Source organism: Streptomyces sp. HUAS YS2 (genome assembly GCF_033343995.1).
GTDB lineage: Bacteria > Actinomycetota > Actinomycetes > Streptomycetales > Streptomycetaceae > Streptomyces > Streptomyces solicathayae.
In genome coordinates this window covers 7,314,172-7,333,913 of record NZ_CP137573.1, presented here as the reverse complement: position 1 = coordinate 7,333,913, position 19,742 = coordinate 7,314,172, and the positions used below count along the sequence as shown (strand labels likewise).

Here is a 19,742-nt window from a genome sequence, read left to right as displayed (position 1 = left end):
TCCGCGCGCCGTCAGACGGGCTGCGGCTCCAGGTCGCGGTTGACCCGCCGCCAGGCCCTGGCCCCCTCGGCGATCGGATGGTCGGCGCCGAACTGCTTCACGGCGGGCTCCAGGGCCTTGGCACGCTGCCGCTGGGCCTCGTCCTCACGGCCGGCCGCACGCAGCGTGATCGCCAGGTTGGAGCGGCAGACCAGCGCGTCCGGGTGGGTCGGCCCGTACCGCTCGACGAGGGCCTCCAGCGTGCTGCGCTCCCACTGTTCGGCCATGTCCGTCCGGCCCAGGTCCCCGTACACGTTGGCCAGGTTGACCGCCGCGCTGAGCGCGTACGGGTGCCGCGGGCCGAGCTTCTCCTCCATCGCGGTCCGCACGGCCTCGCCCTCCTGGAGCGCCTCCTCGGTCGCTCCGACGCCGCGCAGATAGATCACGATGTTGTTCCGGCAGGCCAGGGTGAAGGGGTGCGCGTCTCCCACGGCCTCCCGGTATCCGTCGAGGACCTGCCGGGCGAGTTCGAGGGCCGCGCGCTTCTCCCCCACCGCCGAGAAGTCGGCGGCCAGGTTGAGCCCGCAGGCCAGCGCGTCGGGCACGCGCGTCCCGTACCGCTCCCGGTAGCGGCCGTACGTCAGTTCCGACAGCCGCTTGGCCTCGTGCGGGCTGCCGGCTTTGCGGAGCGAGACGGCGAGGCTCTTGTTGGTCCGCAGCACCTCCGGCACGTCCGCGGTGAGAACCTCCTCGAAGGCCGTGGTCACCTTGCGCAGCAGCGCCACCGAGGCCCCGAAGTCGCCGGTCTCCCGGAGGTCCCTGGCGAGGTGGCCCTGCGTCGTCAGGGTGTACGGGTGGTCGGGTCCGAGCACTTCGGAGCGACGGTCCACGGTGTCCTCGTCCAGCCGCCTTGCCTCCTCGCTGTCGCCGTTGAGGCGCAGGTCGATGGCGAGGTTGTTGGCGGCCTTCAGGGTGCTCGGGTGGTCCGCGCCGAAGATCGCCCGGAATCCCTCGAGGATCTCCCGGTCGAGTTCCAGGGCCTCGGCGAAGCGGCCGAGTCCGCGCAGGTCGGCGGCGAGGCTGCCGGAGGTGGTCAGCGAGTTCGGGTGCCCGGGCGACAGAATGCGCCGCTGGCTGGCCCGGGTGTCCTGGTCCATCTCGTACGCGTCCTGGTACCTGCCCTGCGAGCGCAACGCGTTGGCGAGTTCGAACCGCAGGTTCAGCGTCGTCCGGTCGTCCTCGCCGAGCTTCCTGGTCCAGGTCTCGTTGAGCTGCGTCCCGAGTACCCGGGCGGTCTCCAGCTCGCCGCGCTTGAGCAGATAGCGGACGCGTTCCACGAGCAGCCGGCGGCCGTTCTCCTCGTCGCAGTCGACGATGCCCGAGGGGCCGAGGTGCGGCCAGATCAGTTCGTACCCCGCCCAGTGCTTGGGGTTGCTGATCTTGATGTCGGAGTCGCTGCCCTCGGTGGGGCTGACGTCCGCCAGGATGTTGTGGACCTCGTGCATCGTCCGCTCCTGGTCCGCGGGCGAGAGGCCCGAGCGGACCGCGGCCTGGACGAGCCGGTGCACCTGGATGCTGTTGTCCGCCGGGTCGACCTTGGCAAGGGCGAACCGGTTCAGGGCCTGGATGACCTTCCCGAGCATGTAGCCGTCGCGCAGGTCGGGGTCGTAGGGCAGCAGGTACCCCAGCATCGCGGTGCTGCCGATCAGCTTCATCGAGATGGGCTCCGCCGAGAAGAACGCGCAGAGTTCGAGCAGCCGGACCGCCGCCTTCGACTCGGCGCGCAGCCGGTCGATGGAGATGTTCCAGGTGGCACCGATCCGTTCGGCGTAGTCCTCGGCCCGGCCGAGCGAGAGCACCTTCGTCGTCTGGGCCTTGAGCTGCTCGACGTACGCGTCGACCGGCGTCGCCGTCTCGGCGAGCCAGGCGGCCGCGACCTCCACGGCGAGCGGCAGGTCGCCGACGGCTTCGGCAACCCGGTCGGCGTCCCGGGCGGGCAGCTTGTTGACCCGGCGGCACAGGTGCTCGACGCTCTCGGCGCGGGTGAAGACGTCGACCTCGATGGTCTCGACGCGGCTGGAGACCGGCCTGTTCCGGCAGGTGACGAGGATGTGTCCGTACAGCCCGTCGGCGACCGGCCGGGTCTCGTCGGGCAGCAGGTCCAGGGCCTGGTCGAGGTCCTCGACGTTGTCGAAGATCAGCAGCCAGCGGGTACAGGGCACCCCGCGCCGCAGCGCCTGCAGCGCGGCCGTCGCCGCCTCGGTCACGTTGCCGTCGGCGGCGAGGCCCAGCTCGGCGGCGAGTTCGGCCAGCGAGGAGACGATCCGGTCGGGCTGCTCGGCCTCGACCCACCACACCAGCTCGTAGTCGGCGCGGAAGCGGTGCGCGTACTCGCGGGCCACCTGCGTCTTGCCCACGCCGCCCAGGCCGTACAGCACCTGGGGCAGCCGACGGCCCGCGCGGGTGCCGCGCAGCTGGTCGCGGAGCCGTTCGAGGATCGAGGTGCGGCCGGTGAACCAGGCGTGCCGGGGCCGTACGTTCCAGATCCGGGGGGCGCTGCCGGGGAACCGCGGGCCGCCGGGGGCGACCGGCGTCGTGCCGACCGCCTCCTCCCTGTCCAGGGCGGTCAGCAGGGTCGACGCGGCCTCGTCGGCGTCGAGCCGGACGAGGTCGACGACGCCGCGACTGCTGAGCGGCAGGCCGAGCCGGACGTCTCCGACGCGTACCGGGACGAGCTGCCGGCGGCCGCCCGACGGGTCCTGCCCGATGACCGACTCCCACAGGGCCCGGGCGCGCTGCGAGCTGAGGTAGGCCTGCGACACGACCGAGACGACCCGGTACCCGCCGCTGGCGGCGAAGTCGGCCTCGACGCCGGAGACCTGTGTGGAGCGGGCGTCGAGTGCGGCGACCTGGAACCCGGCCCGGTTGAGCAGCGAGGTGAGCCAGTCCGCCCACATCTGGTCCTCGGCGACGTGGGACAGCACGATGTTCGCGGGCGGCGCGGGCCGCCGGCGGGTGTAGGCGGTGACGTAGGTGAGGCGCTCGGCCTCGTCGATCGGCGGCATGGTGCTGACGGCGCCGCGGGTGAGCACCGACGTCAGGCGCTCGCATGCGGTGAGCAGCGAGCTGGAGACGTTCGGCGCGTCGCCGAAGGTCGCGAGGATCTCCTCGTACGCGTAGAACGGCCGGTACGGGACCTCGACCGTCCCCCAGTACTGGGAGAGCTGGTCGACGCTCATGCCGTTGGGCAGTCCGGCAAAGCTCTTGCGCGCGAGGGCCCGCCCGGCGTCCGCCTTCTCCTTCTCGCCGTCGTCGATCCGCATCGGCACGGGCAGGATCCGGATGTTCCGGTCGCCGTACCGCTCTTCGATGTCGCGCGCGACGGACGAGGCGCCCTCGATGCTCTGGTCGCTGAGGGTGAAGCAGACGACCAGGACCTGCGGCATCTGGACGGTGCAGATGTCGGCGATGTCGCTCAGTCCGGTGCGGCTGTCGATCAGGGTGAAGTCGTAGTGCCGGCGCATGTCGGCGCGCATGGCGTCGAAGAACTGGCCGCCCTTGAACCGCTCGTAGAAGTCGTCCCAGTCCATCTTGCCGACGGTGGCCTGGTAGTCGCGGTTGCGCCGCCCGGCGGACAGGAAGTCGAGACTGCCGCCCTTGGGGAAGGGCCAGTTGAGCGAGGTGGCGTGCGGCCGGACCCGGGCGTAATCGCGGTGCCAGTCGGTCGTGCGGTCGGCCGGCCTGCGGACCTCGGTCTGGTACTCGGTGATGAGGTTGATCAGCCCCGGGGTGGCCTCCAGGGCGGCCAGATCGAGAAAGGGGTGGAAGAACCGGTGCAGGCCCGGAGCCTCCAGGTCCCAGTCGACCGCGAGCACCCGGTACCCGTTCGAGGCGAGGATCCACGCGGTGTTGGCGAGGGCCATGGTCCGGCCGGTCCCGCCCTTGTACGAGTAGAAGGTGACGACGGTTCCTTCACGATTCTCGGTCATACGACGAGCCCTCCCCCTTCTCCGACTTGCTCGGTACCTCGTCCGTGCGCTGATCGGGGAGCTCGGGGACGTCCGCCCCGTAGCCGATGCCCGACGGCAGCACCCGTGGCAGCGGGGTGCTGGGGCCTTCCGGTGGGAAGGTGCGGGCGTGCGCCTTGTAGTGCCGTTCGGCGGCCTTCACCGCGCGCGGCAGTTCCTGGTTGAAGGCCTCCAGGCTGAGCAGTCCGCCGCCGGGCGAACGGTGTCCGGCGGTCTCCACCTCGCGCGGCGCCAGGACCTCGTCGGCGATGTGGCGGAGCGTGTTCTCCCGCGAGGCCGAGTCGGGGTCCGAGCGGTTCCACGGAACCATGACGCTGATCCACGGCCGGTCCTCGGAGGAAAGCCGCTCGACCAGCTCCCGGCCGTGCTCGGTGGCGAGCGCCCAGCGGTCCAGGAGCAGAAGGCCGGGGGCACGGGGCGGTCCGGGGGCGAGCATCCGTCCCGCGTCGGCCTCGAACTCCCCTACGTTCACTCGGTAGTCCAGGTTCCGCACCAGCTCGGCGGCGTGCTCCACGAGGGGGCGGGACGCGTCGGGCTGGTAGGGGTTCCACTCGCGCGGGTGGGTGCCGTAGCAGGCGGATCTGCGGTCCTGTGGAAGGGCGGTGCTGGAGCAGGCGAGTACCGACACGTCCATCTCCCTGGCGGGGCCGGGCGGTCCGAAGGCACTGGGCACGGACAGGTAGTCCCGGTGGGGGTCCCCCTCGGGAAGGCTCGTCTCCTCAGCGACCCGCACGATGCGTTTGGCCAGCAGGTAGACGGCGCGTTCGTACTGTTCGCGCAGGTACTTCAGCTTGATCAATCCGTAGAAGCCCTCGTCCGCGTAGTCGTCGCCGAAACTGGCGTGATTGAACTGCAGGCGCTCGGCCGGCTGGGGCAGTTGTCGCAGCGGCACGGGAACCCAGAGCGCGGGGACGATCTCGCTCACGGAGCTTCCGTTGCCTCCGTTGCCCCGTGACTGGTGATTGACCGCCCGCTGGGAGAACGCGAACCATTCCCGGCCGCACTGTTCGCTGAGGAAATATCGGGGCGAGTAGAGCGGAACGAAGACCCTGCAGTAGGCGAGCGCCTCCGAGAGCCGCTCCTGCCAGCCTTCGCCGGGCTGCATCTGCGTATCCATGAAGCCCGCCGGCACTCCGGCGGGCAGCGAGGTCAACTGCAGTACGTGGTCGCAGAGATCACGGTAGAAGCGATCCACCCAGTGGTTGGGGTCGCGGTCCTTCGGATGGTTCTTCGGGGTGTGCGCATAACTCAGAAAGAAGTACGGCGCCGCGCGATCACGACTGGTGCCTCCCACGTTTCCGGACACGAACGACTCCCCCCGTCCATGCAGATGGATGCTCAGTGTAGGAAGGTCAATTCCCCTACGGAACAGCGTGAGCGGACCCACCCGTGAGGAGGGTCAGGAATGCGCAGCCTTCCCGCGCATTCCGCGTACGAAACGCTCACCGAGGGCGGAGAGGCCCGCGGGGGTGGTGAATCCGGACGGGGCGGAGGGGGCACGATCGGCCATGGGGCCGAAAGCCGCTTCCGCGAGCTGAGCGTAGGCGTCCTCGATCGGACCGAGCAGGTGTACGGCGACGGGTGCGGCAAGGGTGCAGGAATCCTGCAGCGCACGGAACTTGACGCGTTGGAATTCGCTGACGAGCAGCAGCGCGAGTGCTTCGGGGCTCTCGGGCAGGGCGATGCCGACGGCGCCGACGGCGTCCCGGGAGGAGAGGCTCGCGGGGTGCCCGTCGCGCCGTTCGAGCGGCGTAATGCTGCGCAGGCCGGCGGCGAGGGCGGGGGCGAACGCCGGCACGCGGGAGTCGATCACGTCCCAGGCGGCGGCGAGGTCCTCGGCCCAGTCCTTGGCTGCGGACGGGGCGAGGCGGTCGGCGACGGTGGAGCCCCAGGCGGTGCGCAGCGGGTCGGTGTCCTCCAGGGCGACCGTCCAGCCGGGCAGTTCGACGAGCCGCACGGGGTGCCACAGCGGGGAGGGGCTGTCGATCCCTTCGCCCCAGCCGATGCGCAGCTCGCGCCCTCCCGCGCGGACGGTGAACTCCTCGTCGTGCGCGGTCACTTCGGCCGTGCCGGTGGTGCAGGTCAGGTGGACGACGCCGAGGCCGGGCAGCCGGAGCAGCCCGCCCCGGGGCGTGCTCCGCAGCGGCACGGTGACAGGATCCGGACGGCGGGCCAGGAGGGACGCGGCGGCGGCGAGTTCGGCGAGCCCCGCGGTGACGATCGAACCGGCACCGCCGCCGAGCAGCAGGGCGGTGCCCCAGGACCGGGTCCAGGGGTGGGCGAGGACGGTGTCGAGCGCGTCCGGGGCCTCCGTGTCGAGTGCGTCGAGCAGCTCCCAGGCGGCTCGGGCCGGCGGATCTGTCTCCACTCCCAGGTCGGTCCGTTGCCGCAGCGCCGCCAACAGATCGGCCATCGCCAGCTGTTGGGCGTGCGCGAGCTCGTCGAGCGTGTCTGCGCTGCCGTGTCCGGCCGCAAGGTCGTCGAAAGCGGCGAGGTCCTCGGCGGTGGCGGAGGGCCAGGCGTCGTCACGGCGGATGCGTTCGGTCTCGCGGTCCTCCACGGCATGCACGAGGGCCTTGAGGTCGGGGCAGAAGACGGAGGGATTGTCGAAGCCGGTGTCCTCGGGGGTGTCCCCCGTCCGGTAGCGGTGGGCGTACAACCCACCGCCGCAGGAGGTCACCACGGGGCACGCCCGGCAGGCGGCGCTGAGGTCGTCGACGGTCTGCCTGCGGGCCGCCATGCCCGGGTGGTCGAGGACTTCGTCGAGGGTGTGGTGGAAGACGTCCATTCCGGTGACGGGAGCCCCGTCGTAGGCCGTCTTGAGGCTGTCCGCCTGCTCGAAGGTCCCGTCGGTCTCGACGACGACCAGGTCCGCGGGGGTGAGACCGAGGGATTCGATCAGGCTGCTCTCGCCCCGCAGGGTGCGCTGGAGCGACTCGAACATCCGAATGCCGACGGGGCGTCCGGCGGCGTCCCAGCGGGCATAGATCGTGTCGAGCCAATCCGCGTACGGGGTGGGCGAGGCGCCCGGGTGGGGCGGGGGCGCATCCCAAGTGGCGTGCGGGAGAAGGAAGTCGATGCGCGGGGGGTCGAGCGCGACGAGCGCGTCGTACACGGCGACCGGGTCGTTCTCGACGTCGACGGTGCACAGGAGCCCGGCGAACAGGTGCCGGTACCGCGGGCGGTTGAGGAGTTCCACTGCCTTGAGGACCTTGGCGTGGCTCGATCGGCCGTCCGCGTAGCGGCGGTGGCGGTCGTTGGCCTGCTTGTCCCCGTCGAGCGATACGCCCACGGTGATGCCGAGTTCGTCGAAGAGGTCGCAGAAGCGCTCGCTGAGCAGGACGCCATTTGTATGAATCTTGAGATCCAGGACGGTCACACCGTCCAGTGCGCGGTGCAGTTCCTCCGCCGCCGCGCGGATTCCGGCGGGGCCCGCCAGGAGCGGCTCGCCGCCGTGGAGCACGACGTGGACCGTGGAGAGCCCGTGGGTGCGCGCATGTTCGGCGATACGTTGCGCCGTCCGGGCGAGAATGGCCCGGGAAGGGGTTCTGGGACGCCCTCGCCAACTGGTGTCCGCGTGTTCGTACACGTAGCAGTGATCACAGGCCAGGTCACAGCGGCTGTGTACCTTGACCACGAACTGGGTCAGTGTGAGCGAGGGGTGGCCCATCGGTGTGCGATGTCGGCTTTCGGTCGGCTCAGAGAGCCGACTGGAAGGCCGCCTCCACCTGCGATGCGCCCTCGGGCGCATCAGCCGGCAGGATCCGGTCGAGAGAAGCACTGGTATGTCCGCCACTCAGTACAGAAACCCGCTGCTTCAGCGGCGTCCGCTCGAAGCCGTTCCGACGGGAGACGGTCCCGGGCCTGGCGGCCGCGGAGACGAGAGTGGTAGCCATGGATTGCCTCTCCTTGATTGCGCATGAAACACATCCCCCCGTCACAGAATACGGCAAGTCGTGTCATTTCGGACACGACACCATTAGTTCGTGACGCGCGGATAACATCCGCGATCATCGAGAAGTTTTTCCATGCGCCGCTGGTTCACCCGATCGTGTGCGCGCCCAGAGTACCGGGCGTCCCCCCTGCTGTGAGGAGTCTATGGATTCCTTTAGGTCACGAACTGGTCCGTGTTCACAGCCCTGTTGTCAGACGCACGGGGAGGATGCGCACGCTGTTGCCGACGAAGCCTGTGTGGCGGGGGAGTTCGGCGTTCGGGGTGGCCGGGGTCAGGGTGGGGAAACGGGTGAAAAGTGCTTCCAGGGCGAGGGTTGCCTCCATTCGGGCGAGAGGGGCGCCCAGGCAGTAGTGGGGGCCGTGGCCCAGGGAGAGGTGTTTGGTGGGGGTGGGGCGGGTGACGTCGAATTGCGCGGCGTCGGGGCCGTGGGCCGCGGGGTCGCGGCCGGCCGCGGAGTAGCCCGCCAGGACCGGGGTGCCCTTGGGGATGAGGGTGCCGTGGAAGGTCAGGTCGCGGGTGGGGTAGCGGAACGGGAAGTAGCTCACCGGGCTGTCCCAGCGCAGGGTCTCCTCCACGACGTCCGACCAGGTCGCGCGGCCTTCGAGGACGTGGGCGAGCTGGGCCGGGTGGGTGCACAGGGCGCGGACCGCGTTGGTGATGAGGTTCAGGGTGGTCTCGTGGCCGGCGATGATCAGCAGGAGGAGAGTGCCGATCAGCTCCGGTCCGCCGAGCCGGTCGCCGTCCTCCTCGCGGGCCGCGATCAGGGCGCTGGTGAGGTCGTCGCCGGGCGACGCCGCCCGTTCCGCGGCTATGGCGGACAGAAGGGCGATCAGGTCGCGGTTGGCGGCGACGGCCTCCTCCGGGCCGATGTCGGTGGCGACCACCTGGCTGGACAGGCGGTGCAGCCGGTCGTGGTGTTCCGCGTCGACGCCGAGCAGTTCGCAGATCACGCCGAGCGGCAGCGGCAGCGCGTAGTGGCGGCGCAGGTCCACGACGCCGCCGTCGGCCGCCGCCGCCGCGGCCTCGAGGCCGTCGAGGAGGCCGGCGATCACCGCTTCGACGCGGGGGCGCAGGTCCTCCACGCGGCGGGCCGTGAACGCCCGGCTGACCAGGGACCGCAGCCGCCGGTGGTCCGCGTCGTCCGCGGTGGTCATGCCCTGGACGGTGGCGAAGGTGCGCAGCGGCCAGCCCTCGGGTATCCGGCCCTCGGCGAGGGCCGTGAAGTGCCGGGCGCCCTTGGCGACGTCCGGGTGTCCGAGGAACTCGCGCAGCGCGTCGTGCCCGAGCACCGCCATGCCCTCGACCTCGCCGGGCAGGACGACCGGGGCCACCGGGCCGTGCGCGAGCAGGCGGGCGTTGTCGGCGTGCGGGCAGCCGCCCGCCGGGTCCATGCGGTGGGGCGGCTGCGGGGCGGCGGCCGAAGCGTTCAACGGGGCTCTCCTGTCGGGTGGCGGGGCTGACAGCCCCTCTTCCCGTGATCCTAGGGTCCGCCCCGCCGGCAACTCCCGTGCTTCGTCAGAGCAGTTCCGCGAGGCCGCGGCGGGTCGCCGCAACCACCACCCGGTCCCCCGGGCTCAGCACGTAGCCCGGGTGCAGCTGCCACACCAGGTGCGGCTGACTCCGGTCGCCGCCCCGCTCGTCGCCGCCGTTCTGGCGTGCGCCGCGGCCGGCGCGTCCGGGCGGAGCCGTCGTCTCCAGGGCGATGACTCGCCAGGTGCCCGGTACGAACGCCTCCGCGACGGTACGGCCCTCCAGCAACGGGTGGCCCGCCACGTCCAGGGCCGCGAAGAGCAGGACCCTGCGTTCCACCGGTATCGCGCCGAGGATCTGACGGCCCATCATGGCCCCGGCGAAGGCCGGCGCGGCGAGGTGGGAGACGCTGCGGCTGCGCGTCAGCGCCTCGGGGTGGGCGGCGCGGAGGGTGCGGTAGACGGCGGTGGCGAAGTCGTCGTCGTAGAGCCGCAGGGCCACCCGCAGGTCCGGCCTGAGGGCGCGGCCGGCCAGCGCGGCCTCCAGGTTGGTGATGTCCACGCTGGTCAGCGCCAGGAGGGCATGGGCCCGGTGGATCCGGGCGGCTTCCAGGACTCCCTCCTCGGTGACGTCGCCGACCACGGTCGGCACCCGAAGCCGGCGGGCCAGCGCGATGCCACGCGCCTCGGTGTCGGACTCCACGCACACCACCGGGATGTCCAGGGCGCGCAGCCGCGCGAGGACTCGGGTGCCGACCTTGCCGAGGCCGAGCAGGACGACGTGGCCTGACAGGGTGCGCGACGGGCGGCGCAGGGAGGTGGCGGAGCGGAAGGTGCCGAGCGCCTCCAGGAGTCCGGCGACGATGATCGGCAGGACGAGCAGCCCGGTGAACCCGGCAAGGATCTGCAGGACTTGACGGCTCGTCTGTTCCTCGAGGGCGGGGTCGCCGATGGCGAAGATGTCGAGCAGGGTCAGGTACGCGGCGTGCAGCGGATGGTCGCCGGTGGTCAGCCAGGTGGCGACGGCGATCCCGGCGACCGCGGCGACCACCCCGGCGAGCGACCAGCGCAGCCGCCTCGAGAAGAACGAGGCGACCGGCAGGAATCCGGCGCTGCCGGTACGGGCGGCTGCGCCGTTGCCGTTCGGGCCCGCGTGGCTGATCGCCTCCAGCGCGACGGTGCCGCGCCCGGTGGCGGCGGCCACCGCCCGGTCGTCGGGCAGGAGTTGGGGACCCAGGTCGCCGCTGCTGTGCGAACCCTCGATGCCGGCGGGGTCGTTGGTGGTCGCCGAGAGCAGGGCCAGGGTGCACAGGCCGGGGTCGGCGATCTGGCCCCGGCCGGGCGGCGGCCGGTCGACGGCGCGCAGGAGCAGCCCGCCCGCCTGGACGACCTTGCTGGTGCCGGCCACGGCGGTGGCCGCGAGGGCGGGGGCGGCGGTGTCCGCGTCGGACAGCACGGTGGTGGCGGCGTCCAGGACGCTCGGGTCCAGGCCGGGCTCGGCGACCGCCGCGGCCTGGTCCAGCAGGTTCTCCAGATGCTGGCCGAGCTTGCGGTTGTAGAGGCGGATCACCAGGCGCAGCCGGGGGCTCAGCCGGCGCGCGGCGAGGGCGTGGCGGATGTTGGTCTCGTCGTCGTCGTGGACGAGTGCGAGCGCCGCGGCCCGGTCGATGCCCGCGCGGAGCAGCGTGTCCTCGTCGATCGCGACGGCCTCGACGATCCGGATCGGCGTCCGGGCCTCCTCGGCGGCCGCCGGCGCACCGGCCGGAGGAGCGCCCGCGGTCCCCGTGTGCGCGGAGGCGGTGCGGGTCACCGCGGCGGTCACCCGGCCGAAGAGGGCCATCGCGCGGCCGGGCCGCGGCGCGTCGGGCTGCTGCGGGGAGGGCGTCGCGCCGGGGACGACGAGGGTGACCTGCTCCCGGTACACCTCGCTGAGCTCGCTCGCCAGGCGGTGGGCGAGGACGTCGTCGCCGCACACGATCATGTGGCCCGAGATCGCGGCCCCGCCCGGTCTCTCCCGTTCGTCGCGTACGGCCGGCCCGCCGGGAGGCGTTCCCAGGGGTGCGCCGAAGGCCCCGCCGGGTACGTCGTGCTGGTCGGAGGGGTCCCGAGGCGGCGGCGGGCCGGGAGCGGCGGCCGGGCCGGTTCCGCCGGGGGCCGGAGAGGCGCCCACAGCGGTCGACGGACCCTCACTCTGTCGGCTCTGGTACGGAAGTGACGACACGTGGGACAGCATGCCTGGTCGCTCCCCGCGTCGTGCGCGGTACCCCGGTACCGGAGGTGTCCACCCGGATAGGCCGGTCGGCGCACTCCGCCCTGCGGCCTCCCGCACCCCTTCCTACGGTGACTGAATGATCGTCACGTCAGCCGTTCGTCATGCTGCCGCCGGTGCCGCGGCGCTCCTGCTCGCGCTGCCCGCTCCGGCGGCCGTCGCCGCGTCCGTCGCCGAACCCACTCCACCGCCGCGCGCGTTCGTCGACCCCGCGGCGCTGTACCGGACCGGGACGCAGGTCCGGCCGCTGCCCGGCGCGCCAGGCGTGCCGGAGGACGTCTCCGCCCTGGCGTGGCTGGTGGCCGACGCCGGTTCGGGCGAGGTGCTCGCGGCGCACGACGCGCACCGCAAGCTGCCGCCCGCGAGCACGTTGAAGACCCTGTTCGCGCTCACCTCGCTGCCCAGTCTCCCCGCGTGGACGGAGCACAAGGTGACGGAGGAGGAACTGAAGGGGGTGGGCGCGGGCAGCAGCCTGGTCGGCGTCCAGGCGGGGTACACGTACAAGGTCTCCGACCTGTGGAACGGGGTCTTCCTCAGCTCGGGCAACGACGCGGTACGGGTGCTCGCCTCGCTCGACGGCGGCTGGGACTCCATGTCCCGCCGGATGCAGGACAAGGCGACCGCCCTGGGCGCGTGGGACACCCGGGTGGTGTCCCCGGACGGCTACGACGCGCCGGGCCAGGTCTCGTCGGCGTTCGACCTGGCGGTCTTCGGCCGGACCGGTCTGCAGAACCCGGAGTTCGCCAAGTACTGCTCCACGCCGTACACGGACTTCCCCTCCGGCAGCTCGTCGTACGCCATCCGCAACACCAACCGGCTGCTCACCGGGGCGGACGGGGTGGCCCGCTACTCGGGGCTGCTCGGCGTGAAGAACGGCTACACCAGCGGTGCGGGCAACACGCTCATCGCGGCCGCGCAGCGCGGCTCGCGGACGCTGGTCGTCACGGTCATGAACCCGCAGTCGGGCGGCGGGCTCGCCGTGTACGAGGAGGCGCGGCAGCTGCTCGACTGGGGCTTCGAGGCCGCCGGGAAGGTACGGCCGGTCGGCTCGCTGCAGCCCGGGCCGGCCCGCACCGAGCGCGAGAACCCGCAGCAGGCGGCGGGCCCGGGCCCGGTGACCGCGAAAGCGGCGCCCCGGGCCGGGAGCGCGTCCCGCCGTGCTCCCGAGACCGCGGCGAAGCACGAGGACTCGGGGGCGAACCCGGGTCTTCCGCTCGCCCTCGTCTGCTCGGCGCTCGCCGCCGCCGCGGGTGTGTGGCTGTGGCGTCGGCGGGGCACGGCGGGCGGCAGCTGAGCGGCGGCCGACCACCCGCCCCGGGCGGGGCGCGCCTCGCTACCCGTCTGCCTCCCCGTCGTGCGGGCCGACGCCCCCCAGGACCGTGATCTCGAACCAGACCGCCTTGCCCGCGCCACGCGGTACCCACCCCCACGCGTCCGCCAGCCGTTCGAGCAGGTAGAGCCCGTGGCCGGAGGGGCGGCCTGCCTTGTGCGGGCCGTGCGGCCTCGGGCGTACCGGGCTGGTGTCGCTCACCTGGACCCACAGCCGGTCACCGACCCGGTCGAGGAGCAACTCGTACGGTGCGCCGCCGTGCGTGTACGCGTTGGTGACCAGCTCCGAGACGAGCAGCAGGACGTCGTCGACGGCGGCGCGCTCCGTGCCGCCGTCCCGACCGAACCACTCGTGCAGCACCGCGGCCGTCCGGTCGCGGCACTCCCCGACCGTCGGGGCCCCGTCGGTGAGCGGGATGCGCCGGCTCGTCTCCATGAGCCTCTCCTGCCCTGCCGCTCTCATATCGCGACGGGTTCCCCGGAGAAACGCTTCAAACCGTATCGAACGGGCATGTTTCGGTCAGGACCCTCGTACGACGGACCCGGTCGTCGGTGGCACCGGCGGATCGGGCCCTCCCCCACCGTCGGAGGTAACCTCGTGCCCGGCAGACCCCCCCCGCCCTCACCCTTCGACCCCGCGGCAGTACGCCGCGAGGCACTCGGCGGCCTTCCGGAGATCGACCGGCCGACGGACGTCAGCACCCAGGATGCTCAGACCCTCTCCACGGCGCTCTTCGTCCGCATGTCGGAGCTGGAGGAAGGCACGCCGGAGCACGCGTACGTGCGCAACACGCTGGTCGAGCTCAATCTCAGCCTGGTGAAGTTCGCGGCCCGCCGGTTCCGGAACCGGGCCGAGCCGGCCGAGGACATCGTCCAGGTCGGCACGGTCGGCCTGATCAAGGCGATCAACCGGTTCGAGCCGGGCCGCGGGATCGAGTTCTCGGCGTTCGCGCTGCCCACGATCGTCGGCGAGATGAAGCGGTTCTTCCGCGACACCAGCTGGTCCGTGCAGGTTCCGCGGCGGCTCCAGGAACTGCGCATCGACCTCGCGAAGGCCGTGGACGTGCTGGAGCAGCGGCTGGGCCGTCGGCCGACCCGCGCGGAACTGGCCGCACACCTCGGGGTGGACGAGGAGCGGATAGCGGAGGGCGAGCAGGCGGCGAACGGCTACGTGGCCCGCTCCCTGGACACGCCGTACGGGGACGAGGAGGACACCTTCAACGGCCTCTTGCGGCACCTGGGCACGGAGGAACGGTCCTTCGAGCTGATCGACGCGCTGGAGTCGCTGGGGCCGCTGATCGCCCAGCTGGACGAGCGGGACCGGTGCATCCTGTCGCTCCGCTTCGGCCAGGAACTCACGCAGGCGGAGATCGGCGCGCGACTCGGCCTCTCGCAGATGCACATCTCGCGACTGCTCGCCCGGATCCTGCACACCCTGCGCGACGGGCTGCTGGACGACACGCCGCCGACGCACGGTACGGTCCCGCCCTCCCCTGATGCCTGAGCTGGGATACGTAGGCGCCGGGGTGCCTAGGCGCCGGGGATGCGGAGGTCCGACGGGGGCCTGATCGCGCCCGGGCCGGCGATCTCCAGCCAGACCACCTTGCCTCCCCCGGTCTCGCGCGTCCGCGAGCCCCAGCGGCCCGCGAGGCGGTCGAGGACCATGACGCCGTGACCGCCGGGGAGCGAGGAGGGGCGCGGGCCGCCGCGCCGGGGGTGTTCGGGGCTGGGGTCGGCGACCTCCACCCGCAGCACGCCGTCGCGGTGCCGCAGGACGATCTCCTCCGGGCCGCCGGCGTGCAGGCAGGCGTTGGTGACCACCTCGGAGACCAGCAGCAGCACGTCGTCGGCCACCTCCCTCGCCTCCTCGTCCCGCGCCGGGGTCCAACCCCAGTCGGCGAGGGCCGCGGCGGTGAAGTCGCGGCAGCGGCCGACCACGCCCTCGGCCCCGCGGAGCTCCAGTCGGCGGACCTCTTCGGCCCCTGTCTCGCCGCGCACGCCCATCGGCGTCACCCCCGTTCCGGCCGCCGGTCCGCCGAGGCGAGGGCGGCGGCAAGGTCGGCGTGGACCTGGAAGACGGTGTGCGCACCGGTGATCTCGAACATCCGGCTCACCGGCGGACGGAGGTCGGCCAGCTCGACGCGCCCGCCGTTCTCCTGAGCCTGGAGCCGGGCGCGCAGCAGCGCGTTGAGGCCGGTGGAGTCGCAGAAGCGCAGTCGGGCGCAGTCGACGACGATGCGCCGTGCGCCCGCCTCGATCTGCTCGGCGAGCGCCACGCGCAGCGGCTCCGCCGTGTCGTGGTCGAGTTCCCCCGACAGGGCGAGCACCACTGCCCCGTCGCCGGATGTCACCTCGACGCCGAACCGCTGCCCGGAATCCCCGTCCATCCCCTGGCTCGCCTCCTTCGTCAGCGCCGGCGCCCGACCGTCCGTGGTGCGCGCCGTCGCACCCGCCGCTCCTCACCCTCGACTATCGCGCCTATGAGCGGCGCGTGCGACCCACCGGCCGGACCGCTTCCGCCCTACGCCTCCGCGCGCGCCGTCGGGGAGACGGCGCCGCCCCGGGCCACGTACCGCTCGGCCGCCTGTACGGCCTCGCGCGCCGTGCGCTCGCCCATCAGGACGCACAGGGTGTACGCGGTGTCCTCGAAGCGGCGGCGGGTGCCCAGATCGCCGGGGCGCGCCAGCACGATCCGTTCCTGCGCCCGGTAGTGACGCAGGAGTCGGTCGATCGTGTTTCGGTCGGGCAGCAGCATCTCTTGTCCTCCTGGCTGGACCCCCGCTGCGCCAATCTTGGGGTCGTTCCGCCACGCCCGCGAGCCGGACGGCCACGTTCCGTGACCCTTTGGCCCCCGAAGGGTCCCTGACGTGCGCAAACACCACGGAAGGCGGCACGGCGCGAAGATGCGGAGCCCCCGGCGGTGACGGAGAGTGTGGGCCATGGACACGGAAGAAGGCGCGCGTCTGCGCGTGGTCGTCGTCGGCGCCACCGGCAACGTCGGGACGAGTGTGGTCCGGGCCCTGGCGGCGGACCCGCGGATCGGTTCGGTGCTGGGACTCGCCCGGCGCCGGCCGGACCTGGACGTACCGAAGACCTCCTGGGAGAGCGTGGACATCGCGAGCGAGGACGCGACGGACCGGCTGGTACGGCACCTCGCCGGAGCCGACGCGGTCGTCCACCTGGCCTGGCGCTTCCAGCCGACCCATGCCCCGGTGACGACCTGGCGCACCAACGTCCTCGGCACGCTGCGGGTGTTCGACGCGGTCGCGGCGGCGGGGGTGCCGGTCCTGGTGCACGCGTCCTCGGTGGGGGCGTACTCGCCCGGGCCGAAGTCGGGACCGGGCGTGACCGAGTCGTGGCCGACGCACGGCTGGCCGGCGGCGGCGTACTGCCGCGAGAAGGCCTACCTCGAACGGGTCCTGGACGGGTACGAGCGCGACCACCCGGAGATCCGGGTGGTGCGGATGCGGCCGGGCTTCCTGTTCAAGGAGGAGGCGGCGAGCGAGCAGCGCAGGATCTTCGCGGGCCGGTTCTTCCCCGGGCCGCTGCTGCGCCCCGAGCTGGTGCCGGTGGTGCCGGACCTCGAGGGGCTGCGCTTCCAGGTGCTGCACACCGACGACGCGGCGCAGGCCTACCGCCTCGCGGTCCTCGCCGACGTGCGCGGGGCGTTCAACCTCGCGGCCGAACCGGTTCTGGACGCCCGGCAGTTGGCCGGGCTGCTGAACGCCCGGGTGGTACGCGTCCCGGGCGGCGCGGTCCGCGGGGCACTGTCGGCGGCCTGGCGGCTGCGGCTGGCGCCGGCGTCGCCGGACCTGCTCGACGCCGTGCTGCGACTGCCGCTGCTGTCGACGGAGCGGGCCCGCACCGAGCTGGGCTGGCAGCCCACGACGAGTTCGCTGGAGGCCATGGCGGCGTTCCTGCGGGGCGTCCGCACGGGGGCCGGTGACACGACGGCGCCGCTGGCCGGTCACCGTATCGGGTGACCGGCCGGCGGCGGTCCCTCAGCGCTTGACCGTCTCCCTGGTGTCCAGGTCGTCGATGTCCTCGTCGAACTCGTCGACCTTGTCGGGGCAGTACACCTGGAGCACGATCCTCTCCAGCTCGACCGCACGGGTGTCGCCGATCACCGGGCGTTGGCCGGGGCCGGTGGCTCCGTTGGAGAGCTGCTGGACGTTCCAAAGAGCCCGCTTCAAGGTGCTGCCCGGGTCCTCGCAGACCGCGCCGCCGTCCGTTCCGAGCAGCTGCTCGACGACGTCGATGTCGGGCGCCGGGTAGCCCGCCGCCACCAGCTCCTTGCTGAGTTCCTGAGCCTTGGCGTAGGTGTCGTTGTTCTGCTTCACGCTCCTGAACTGGATCAGTCCGATCACGACCATCGCGAGCAGGATGACGATCGCTCCGATGTAGACCCAGCGATGCTCCGAGGCGAAGCGGGTGCGGCTCATGACGGGTCTCCCGTCGACTCGGCGGCGGCCGTCCGCCAGCCGGGCTTGCGGAACTTGAGGAACAGCCAGGGGATGAGCAGACCCAGGACGAACAGGCCGCACGCGATGAAGAGCACGTAGGCGATCACGCTGCCGCCGCCGAACTGCGAGGGCGGCACGAAGCCGATGCCCAGCGCCGCGAGCGAGGCCAGCAGGCCGGTCGTGCACACCAGGCCGAGCATGGGCACCCGGTAGCCGCGCGGGTGGTCGGGCTTGTTCTTCCGCAGCCGCATCGCCGCCACGAACATCAGCAGGTAGACGATGAGGTAGACCTGCGTGGTGATCGTCGAGAAGATCCAGTAGACGCTGGAGACGTTCGGGATCAGCGCGTACATGAGGGCAATGACGGAGGTCACGACGCCCTGCGTGACGAGGATGTTCTGCTGGATGCCGTACTTGTTGAGCTTCTGCAGGAACGGCGGCAGGTAGCCCTCCTGGCGGGAGATCTCCAGGAGGCCCTTGGACGGCCCGGCGAGCCAGGTCAGCATGCCGGCCAGCGAGGCGGAGATCAGCATGACGGCGGCGATCGGCGTCATCCACCCGACGTCGAAGTAGGCGAAGAACGCGTCGAACGCCTGCATGACGCCGGCGGTGAGGCTGAGCTGGTCGGCCGGCACGACCCAGCTGATGGCCAGCGCGGGCAGGATGAAGATCAGCAGCACCAGGCCCATGGCCAGGAACATCGACTTCGGGTACTCCTTCGCCGGGTCCTTCAGCGAGGAGACGTGGACCGCGTTCATCTCCATGCCGGAGTACGACAGGAAGTTGTTGACGATCAGCACGAGGCTGGCGAGCCCGGTCCACTGCGGGAGCAGGTGGTCGGCGTTCATCGGGGCCGCGGACGGGTTGCCCTGGGCGAGGAAGACCATACCGAGGACGACGAGGATCGTGCCGGGCACGAGCGTGCCGATGACGAGGCCCCAGCTCGACAGGCCCGCCAGGGCCTTGGTGCCGCGCGAGGAGACCCAGACGCCGGTCCAGTACAGGACCATGATCACGATGGCGGTGTACACGCCGTTGGAGGCCAGGGACGGGTCGATGACGTACGCGATGGTGCTCGCCACGAAGGCGAGCAGGCTCGGGTAGTAGAAGATCGTCATCGCGAACTGGCACCAGACCGCGAGGAAGCCCAGCGGCTTCGAAAGGCCCTCGCTGACCCAGCGGTACACGCCGCCGGACCAGCCCGAGGCGAGTTCCGCCGAGACCAGCGCGGTCGGCAGCAGGAACACGATCGCGGGGACGAGATACAGGAAGACGCAGGCCAGGCCGTAGACGGCCATCGTCGGGGCGGCGCGCAGACTGGCCACCGAGGCGGTGGTCATCAGCGCGAGCGTCACCCACGTGATGGTGGGGATGCCCGGCCGGTCCACCGCCGTCCGGGTCTCCGACCGTGCGGCCCCCGGCGGCGTCGCATCCGCCGGTACGTCCATCGAACTCATCAGACCTCCCTGCCCGTGAACGGATAGGGCCAGCCTTCGGCGCGGACCAGGGGACGGCACGGCGGACTGCTCCGCACGGGTGACGGCACGGACGCGCCCGAACGTACGGGGTGTCGGCGGCGCTAGGCGGCCCCGCGCCCGGCGGGCCGGGGGCGGGTCACGGCCGTACGGAATAATGCGGGCATGCGCATCTCAGCCAGGGCCGACTACGCGGTGCGTGCCGCACTGCAGCTCGCCGCCGCCCAGGACGAGGGCCCGCTGAAGGCCGAGGCCGTGGCCGATGCGCAGGGCATCTCGCACAAGTTCCTCGAGGGCATCCTCGGCGACATGCGCCGGGGCGGGCTGGTGCAGAGCCAGCGCGGCGGCAACGGCGGGTACTGGCTGGCGCGACCGGCCGCGGAGATCTCGGTCGCCGACGTGATCCGCGTGGTGGACGGGCCGCTGGTGTCGGTGCGCGGGGTGCGTCCGCCGGAGCTCGCGTACACCGGTCCCGCCGAGTCCCTGCTGACGCTGTGGATCGCGGTGCGGGCCAATGTGCGCCAGGTGCTCGAAGGGGTCTCGCTGGCGGACGTGGCGGCGGGGAAGCTGCCGCCCGAGGTGTCGGCACTGGCGGACGCGCCGGAGGCGTGGACGAACCCCTGAGCGACGCCGCCCGCGGCTGCCACCCTTGATACGGGTCTCACCCGGCAGGACGGTCCGGTCCACGATGTGGGCGCCCTCTGGAGTCTGTTCGAACTGCCGTGGCAGTATCCCTACTATTCCAGTGGGGAAACTAGGGAACAGGTGAGGTGAC

16 protein-coding genes are annotated in these 19,742 nt (G+C 72.1%); 4 read left to right on the top strand and 12 right to left on the bottom strand.

Annotated features, from left to right (window positions below):
• Window positions 1-11: 11 nt before the first annotated feature.
• The 6 genes from fxsT to R2D22_RS33460 all read right to left on the bottom strand — a co-directional run bounded on the left by fxsT (window position 12) and on the right by R2D22_RS33460 (window position 11,412).
• On the bottom strand, window positions 12-3,968 hold the full coding sequence (fxsT, locus tag R2D22_RS33485; protein WP_318108897.1) for an FxSxx-COOH system tetratricopeptide repeat protein: 3,957 nt from the start codon (window positions 3,966-3,968) through the stop codon (window positions 12-14).
• Window positions 3,952-5,313 (bottom strand): TIR-like protein FxsC, encoded by a 1,362-nt coding sequence (locus R2D22_RS33480; protein ID WP_318108895.1) that lies wholly within the window; start codon window positions 5,311-5,313, stop codon window positions 3,952-3,954. Before R2D22_RS33480 ends, fxsT begins: the two co-directional genes overlap by 17 nt.
• Window positions 5,314-5,406: 93 nt before the next feature.
• Window positions 5,407-7,677 (bottom strand): FxsB family cyclophane-forming radical SAM/SPASM peptide maturase, encoded by a 2,271-nt coding sequence (locus R2D22_RS33475; protein ID WP_318108894.1) that lies wholly within the window; start codon window positions 7,675-7,677, stop codon window positions 5,407-5,409.
• A 28-nt stretch (window positions 7,678-7,705) separates the two neighbouring features.
• Window positions 7,706-7,903 (bottom strand): hypothetical protein, encoded by a 198-nt coding sequence (locus R2D22_RS33470; protein ID WP_318108893.1) that lies wholly within the window; start codon window positions 7,901-7,903, stop codon window positions 7,706-7,708.
• Window positions 7,904-8,138: 235 nt separating this feature from the next.
• Window positions 8,139-9,353: a cytochrome P450 family protein gene (locus tag R2D22_RS33465; RefSeq protein WP_318110136.1), complete on the bottom strand. Its 1,215-nt coding sequence runs from the start codon at window positions 9,351-9,353 to the stop codon at window positions 8,139-8,141.
• Between the two features lie 124 nt (window positions 9,354-9,477).
• Window positions 9,478-11,412, bottom strand: a complete 1,935-nt coding sequence (locus R2D22_RS33460) for an NAD-binding protein (protein ID WP_318110134.1) — start codon at window positions 11,410-11,412, stop codon at window positions 9,478-9,480.
• A 367-nt stretch (window positions 11,413-11,779) separates the two neighbouring features.
• Between R2D22_RS33460 and R2D22_RS33455 the strand changes: the two genes are divergently transcribed.
• Window positions 11,780-12,994 carry a D-alanyl-D-alanine carboxypeptidase family protein gene (locus tag R2D22_RS33455; protein WP_318108891.1) on the top strand — a complete coding sequence of 405 codons (1,215 nt, stop codon included), beginning with the start codon at window positions 11,780-11,782 and terminating at the stop codon, window positions 12,992-12,994.
• A 39-nt stretch (window positions 12,995-13,033) separates the two neighbouring features.
• Here the strand turns inward: R2D22_RS33455 and R2D22_RS33450 are convergent, their stop codons facing one another.
• Window positions 13,034-13,465, bottom strand: a complete 432-nt coding sequence (locus R2D22_RS33450; protein ID WP_318108890.1) for an ATP-binding protein — start codon at window positions 13,463-13,465, stop codon at window positions 13,034-13,036.
• A 162-nt stretch (window positions 13,466-13,627) separates the two neighbouring features.
• Between R2D22_RS33450 and R2D22_RS33445 the strand changes: the two genes are divergently transcribed.
• Window positions 13,628-14,533, top strand: coding sequence for a SigB/SigF/SigG family RNA polymerase sigma factor (locus tag R2D22_RS33445; protein ID WP_318108888.1), 906 nt, complete (start codon window positions 13,628-13,630; stop codon window positions 14,531-14,533).
• Window positions 14,534-14,559: 26 nt separating this feature from the next.
• Here the strand turns inward: R2D22_RS33445 and R2D22_RS33440 are convergent, their stop codons facing one another.
• The 3 genes from R2D22_RS33440 to R2D22_RS33430 form a co-directional block, all read right to left on the bottom strand.
• Window positions 14,560-15,033 carry an ATP-binding protein gene (locus R2D22_RS33440; protein ID WP_411977107.1) on the bottom strand — a complete coding sequence of 158 codons (474 nt, stop codon included), beginning with the start codon at window positions 15,031-15,033 and terminating at the stop codon, window positions 14,560-14,562.
• A 5-nt stretch (window positions 15,034-15,038) separates the two neighbouring features.
• Complete coding sequence (locus tag R2D22_RS33435) at window positions 15,039-15,416, bottom strand: STAS domain-containing protein (protein ID WP_318108885.1); 378 nt, start codon at window positions 15,414-15,416, stop codon at window positions 15,039-15,041.
• 134 nt (window positions 15,417-15,550) lie between these two features.
• Entirely contained in the window at window positions 15,551-15,784 is a 234-nt protein-coding gene (locus R2D22_RS33430) for a DUF5133 domain-containing protein (RefSeq protein ID WP_318108884.1), read from the bottom strand.
• Between the two features lie 184 nt (window positions 15,785-15,968).
• Between R2D22_RS33430 and R2D22_RS33425 the strand changes: the two genes are divergently transcribed.
• On the top strand, window positions 15,969-17,012 hold the full coding sequence (locus R2D22_RS33425) for an SDR family oxidoreductase (protein WP_318108883.1): 1,044 nt from the start codon (window positions 15,969-15,971) through the stop codon (window positions 17,010-17,012).
• Between the two features lie 18 nt (window positions 17,013-17,030).
• Here R2D22_RS33425 and R2D22_RS33420 read toward each other — a convergent pair whose 3' ends face one another.
• Together R2D22_RS33420 and gadC are read right to left on the bottom strand one after the other, a co-directional pair.
• On the bottom strand, window positions 17,031-17,471 hold the full coding sequence (locus tag R2D22_RS33420; RefSeq protein WP_318108882.1) for a hypothetical protein: 441 nt from the start codon (window positions 17,469-17,471) through the stop codon (window positions 17,031-17,033).
• Window positions 17,468-18,949 carry a glutamate/gamma-aminobutyrate antiporter GadC gene (gene gadC / locus R2D22_RS33415; RefSeq protein WP_318108881.1) on the bottom strand — a complete coding sequence of 494 codons (1,482 nt, stop codon included), beginning with the start codon at window positions 18,947-18,949 and terminating at the stop codon, window positions 17,468-17,470. The genes R2D22_RS33420 and gadC overlap by 4 nt, the downstream gene beginning before the upstream one ends.
• Window positions 18,950-19,132: 183 nt before the next feature.
• Between gadC and R2D22_RS33410 the strand changes: the two genes are divergently transcribed.
• On the top strand, window positions 19,133-19,591 hold the full coding sequence (locus tag R2D22_RS33410; RefSeq protein ID WP_318108879.1) for an RrF2 family transcriptional regulator: 459 nt from the start codon (window positions 19,133-19,135) through the stop codon (window positions 19,589-19,591).
• Window positions 19,592-19,742: the final 151 nt, after the last annotated feature.

Excerpts from the sequence above, each read along its gene's own strand:
- fxsT (WP_318108897.1), bottom strand. The coding sequence starts at position 3,968 with ATGACCGAGAATCGTGAAGGAACCGTCGTCACCTTCTACTCGTACAAG.
- R2D22_RS33475 (WP_318108894.1), bottom strand. The coding sequence starts at position 7,677 with ATGGGCCACCCCTCGCTCACACTGACCCAGTTCGTGGTCAAGGTACAC.
- R2D22_RS33470 (WP_318108893.1), bottom strand. The coding sequence starts at position 7,903 with ATGGCTACCACTCTCGTCTCCGCGGCCGCCAGGCCCGGGACCGTCTCC.
- R2D22_RS33465 (WP_318110136.1), bottom strand. The coding sequence starts at position 9,353 with ATGGACCCGGCGGGCGGCTGCCCGCACGCCGACAACGCCCGCCTGCTC.
- R2D22_RS33460 (WP_318110134.1), bottom strand. The coding sequence starts at position 11,412 with ATGATCGTGTGCGGCGACGACGTCCTCGCCCACCGCCTGGCGAGCGAG.
- R2D22_RS33455 (WP_318108891.1), top strand. The coding sequence starts at position 11,780 with ATGATCGTCACGTCAGCCGTTCGTCATGCTGCCGCCGGTGCCGCGGCG.
- R2D22_RS33450 (WP_318108890.1), bottom strand. The coding sequence starts at position 13,465 with ATGGAGACGAGCCGGCGCATCCCGCTCACCGACGGGGCCCCGACGGTC.
- R2D22_RS33440 (WP_411977107.1), bottom strand. The coding sequence starts at position 15,033 with ATGGGCGTGCGCGGCGAGACAGGGGCCGAAGAGGTCCGCCGACTGGAG.
- R2D22_RS33435 (WP_318108885.1), bottom strand. The coding sequence starts at position 15,416 with ATGGACGGGGATTCCGGGCAGCGGTTCGGCGTCGAGGTGACATCCGGC.
- R2D22_RS33430 (WP_318108884.1), bottom strand. The coding sequence starts at position 15,784 with ATGCTGCTGCCCGACCGAAACACGATCGACCGACTCCTGCGTCACTAC.
- R2D22_RS33425 (WP_318108883.1), top strand. The coding sequence starts at position 15,969 with ATGGACACGGAAGAAGGCGCGCGTCTGCGCGTGGTCGTCGTCGGCGCC.
- R2D22_RS33420 (WP_318108882.1), bottom strand. The coding sequence starts at position 17,471 with ATGAGCCGCACCCGCTTCGCCTCGGAGCATCGCTGGGTCTACATCGGA.
- gadC (WP_318108881.1), bottom strand. The coding sequence starts at position 18,949 with ATGAGTTCGATGGACGTACCGGCGGATGCGACGCCGCCGGGGGCCGCA.
- R2D22_RS33410 (WP_318108879.1), top strand. The coding sequence starts at position 19,133 with ATGCGCATCTCAGCCAGGGCCGACTACGCGGTGCGTGCCGCACTGCAG.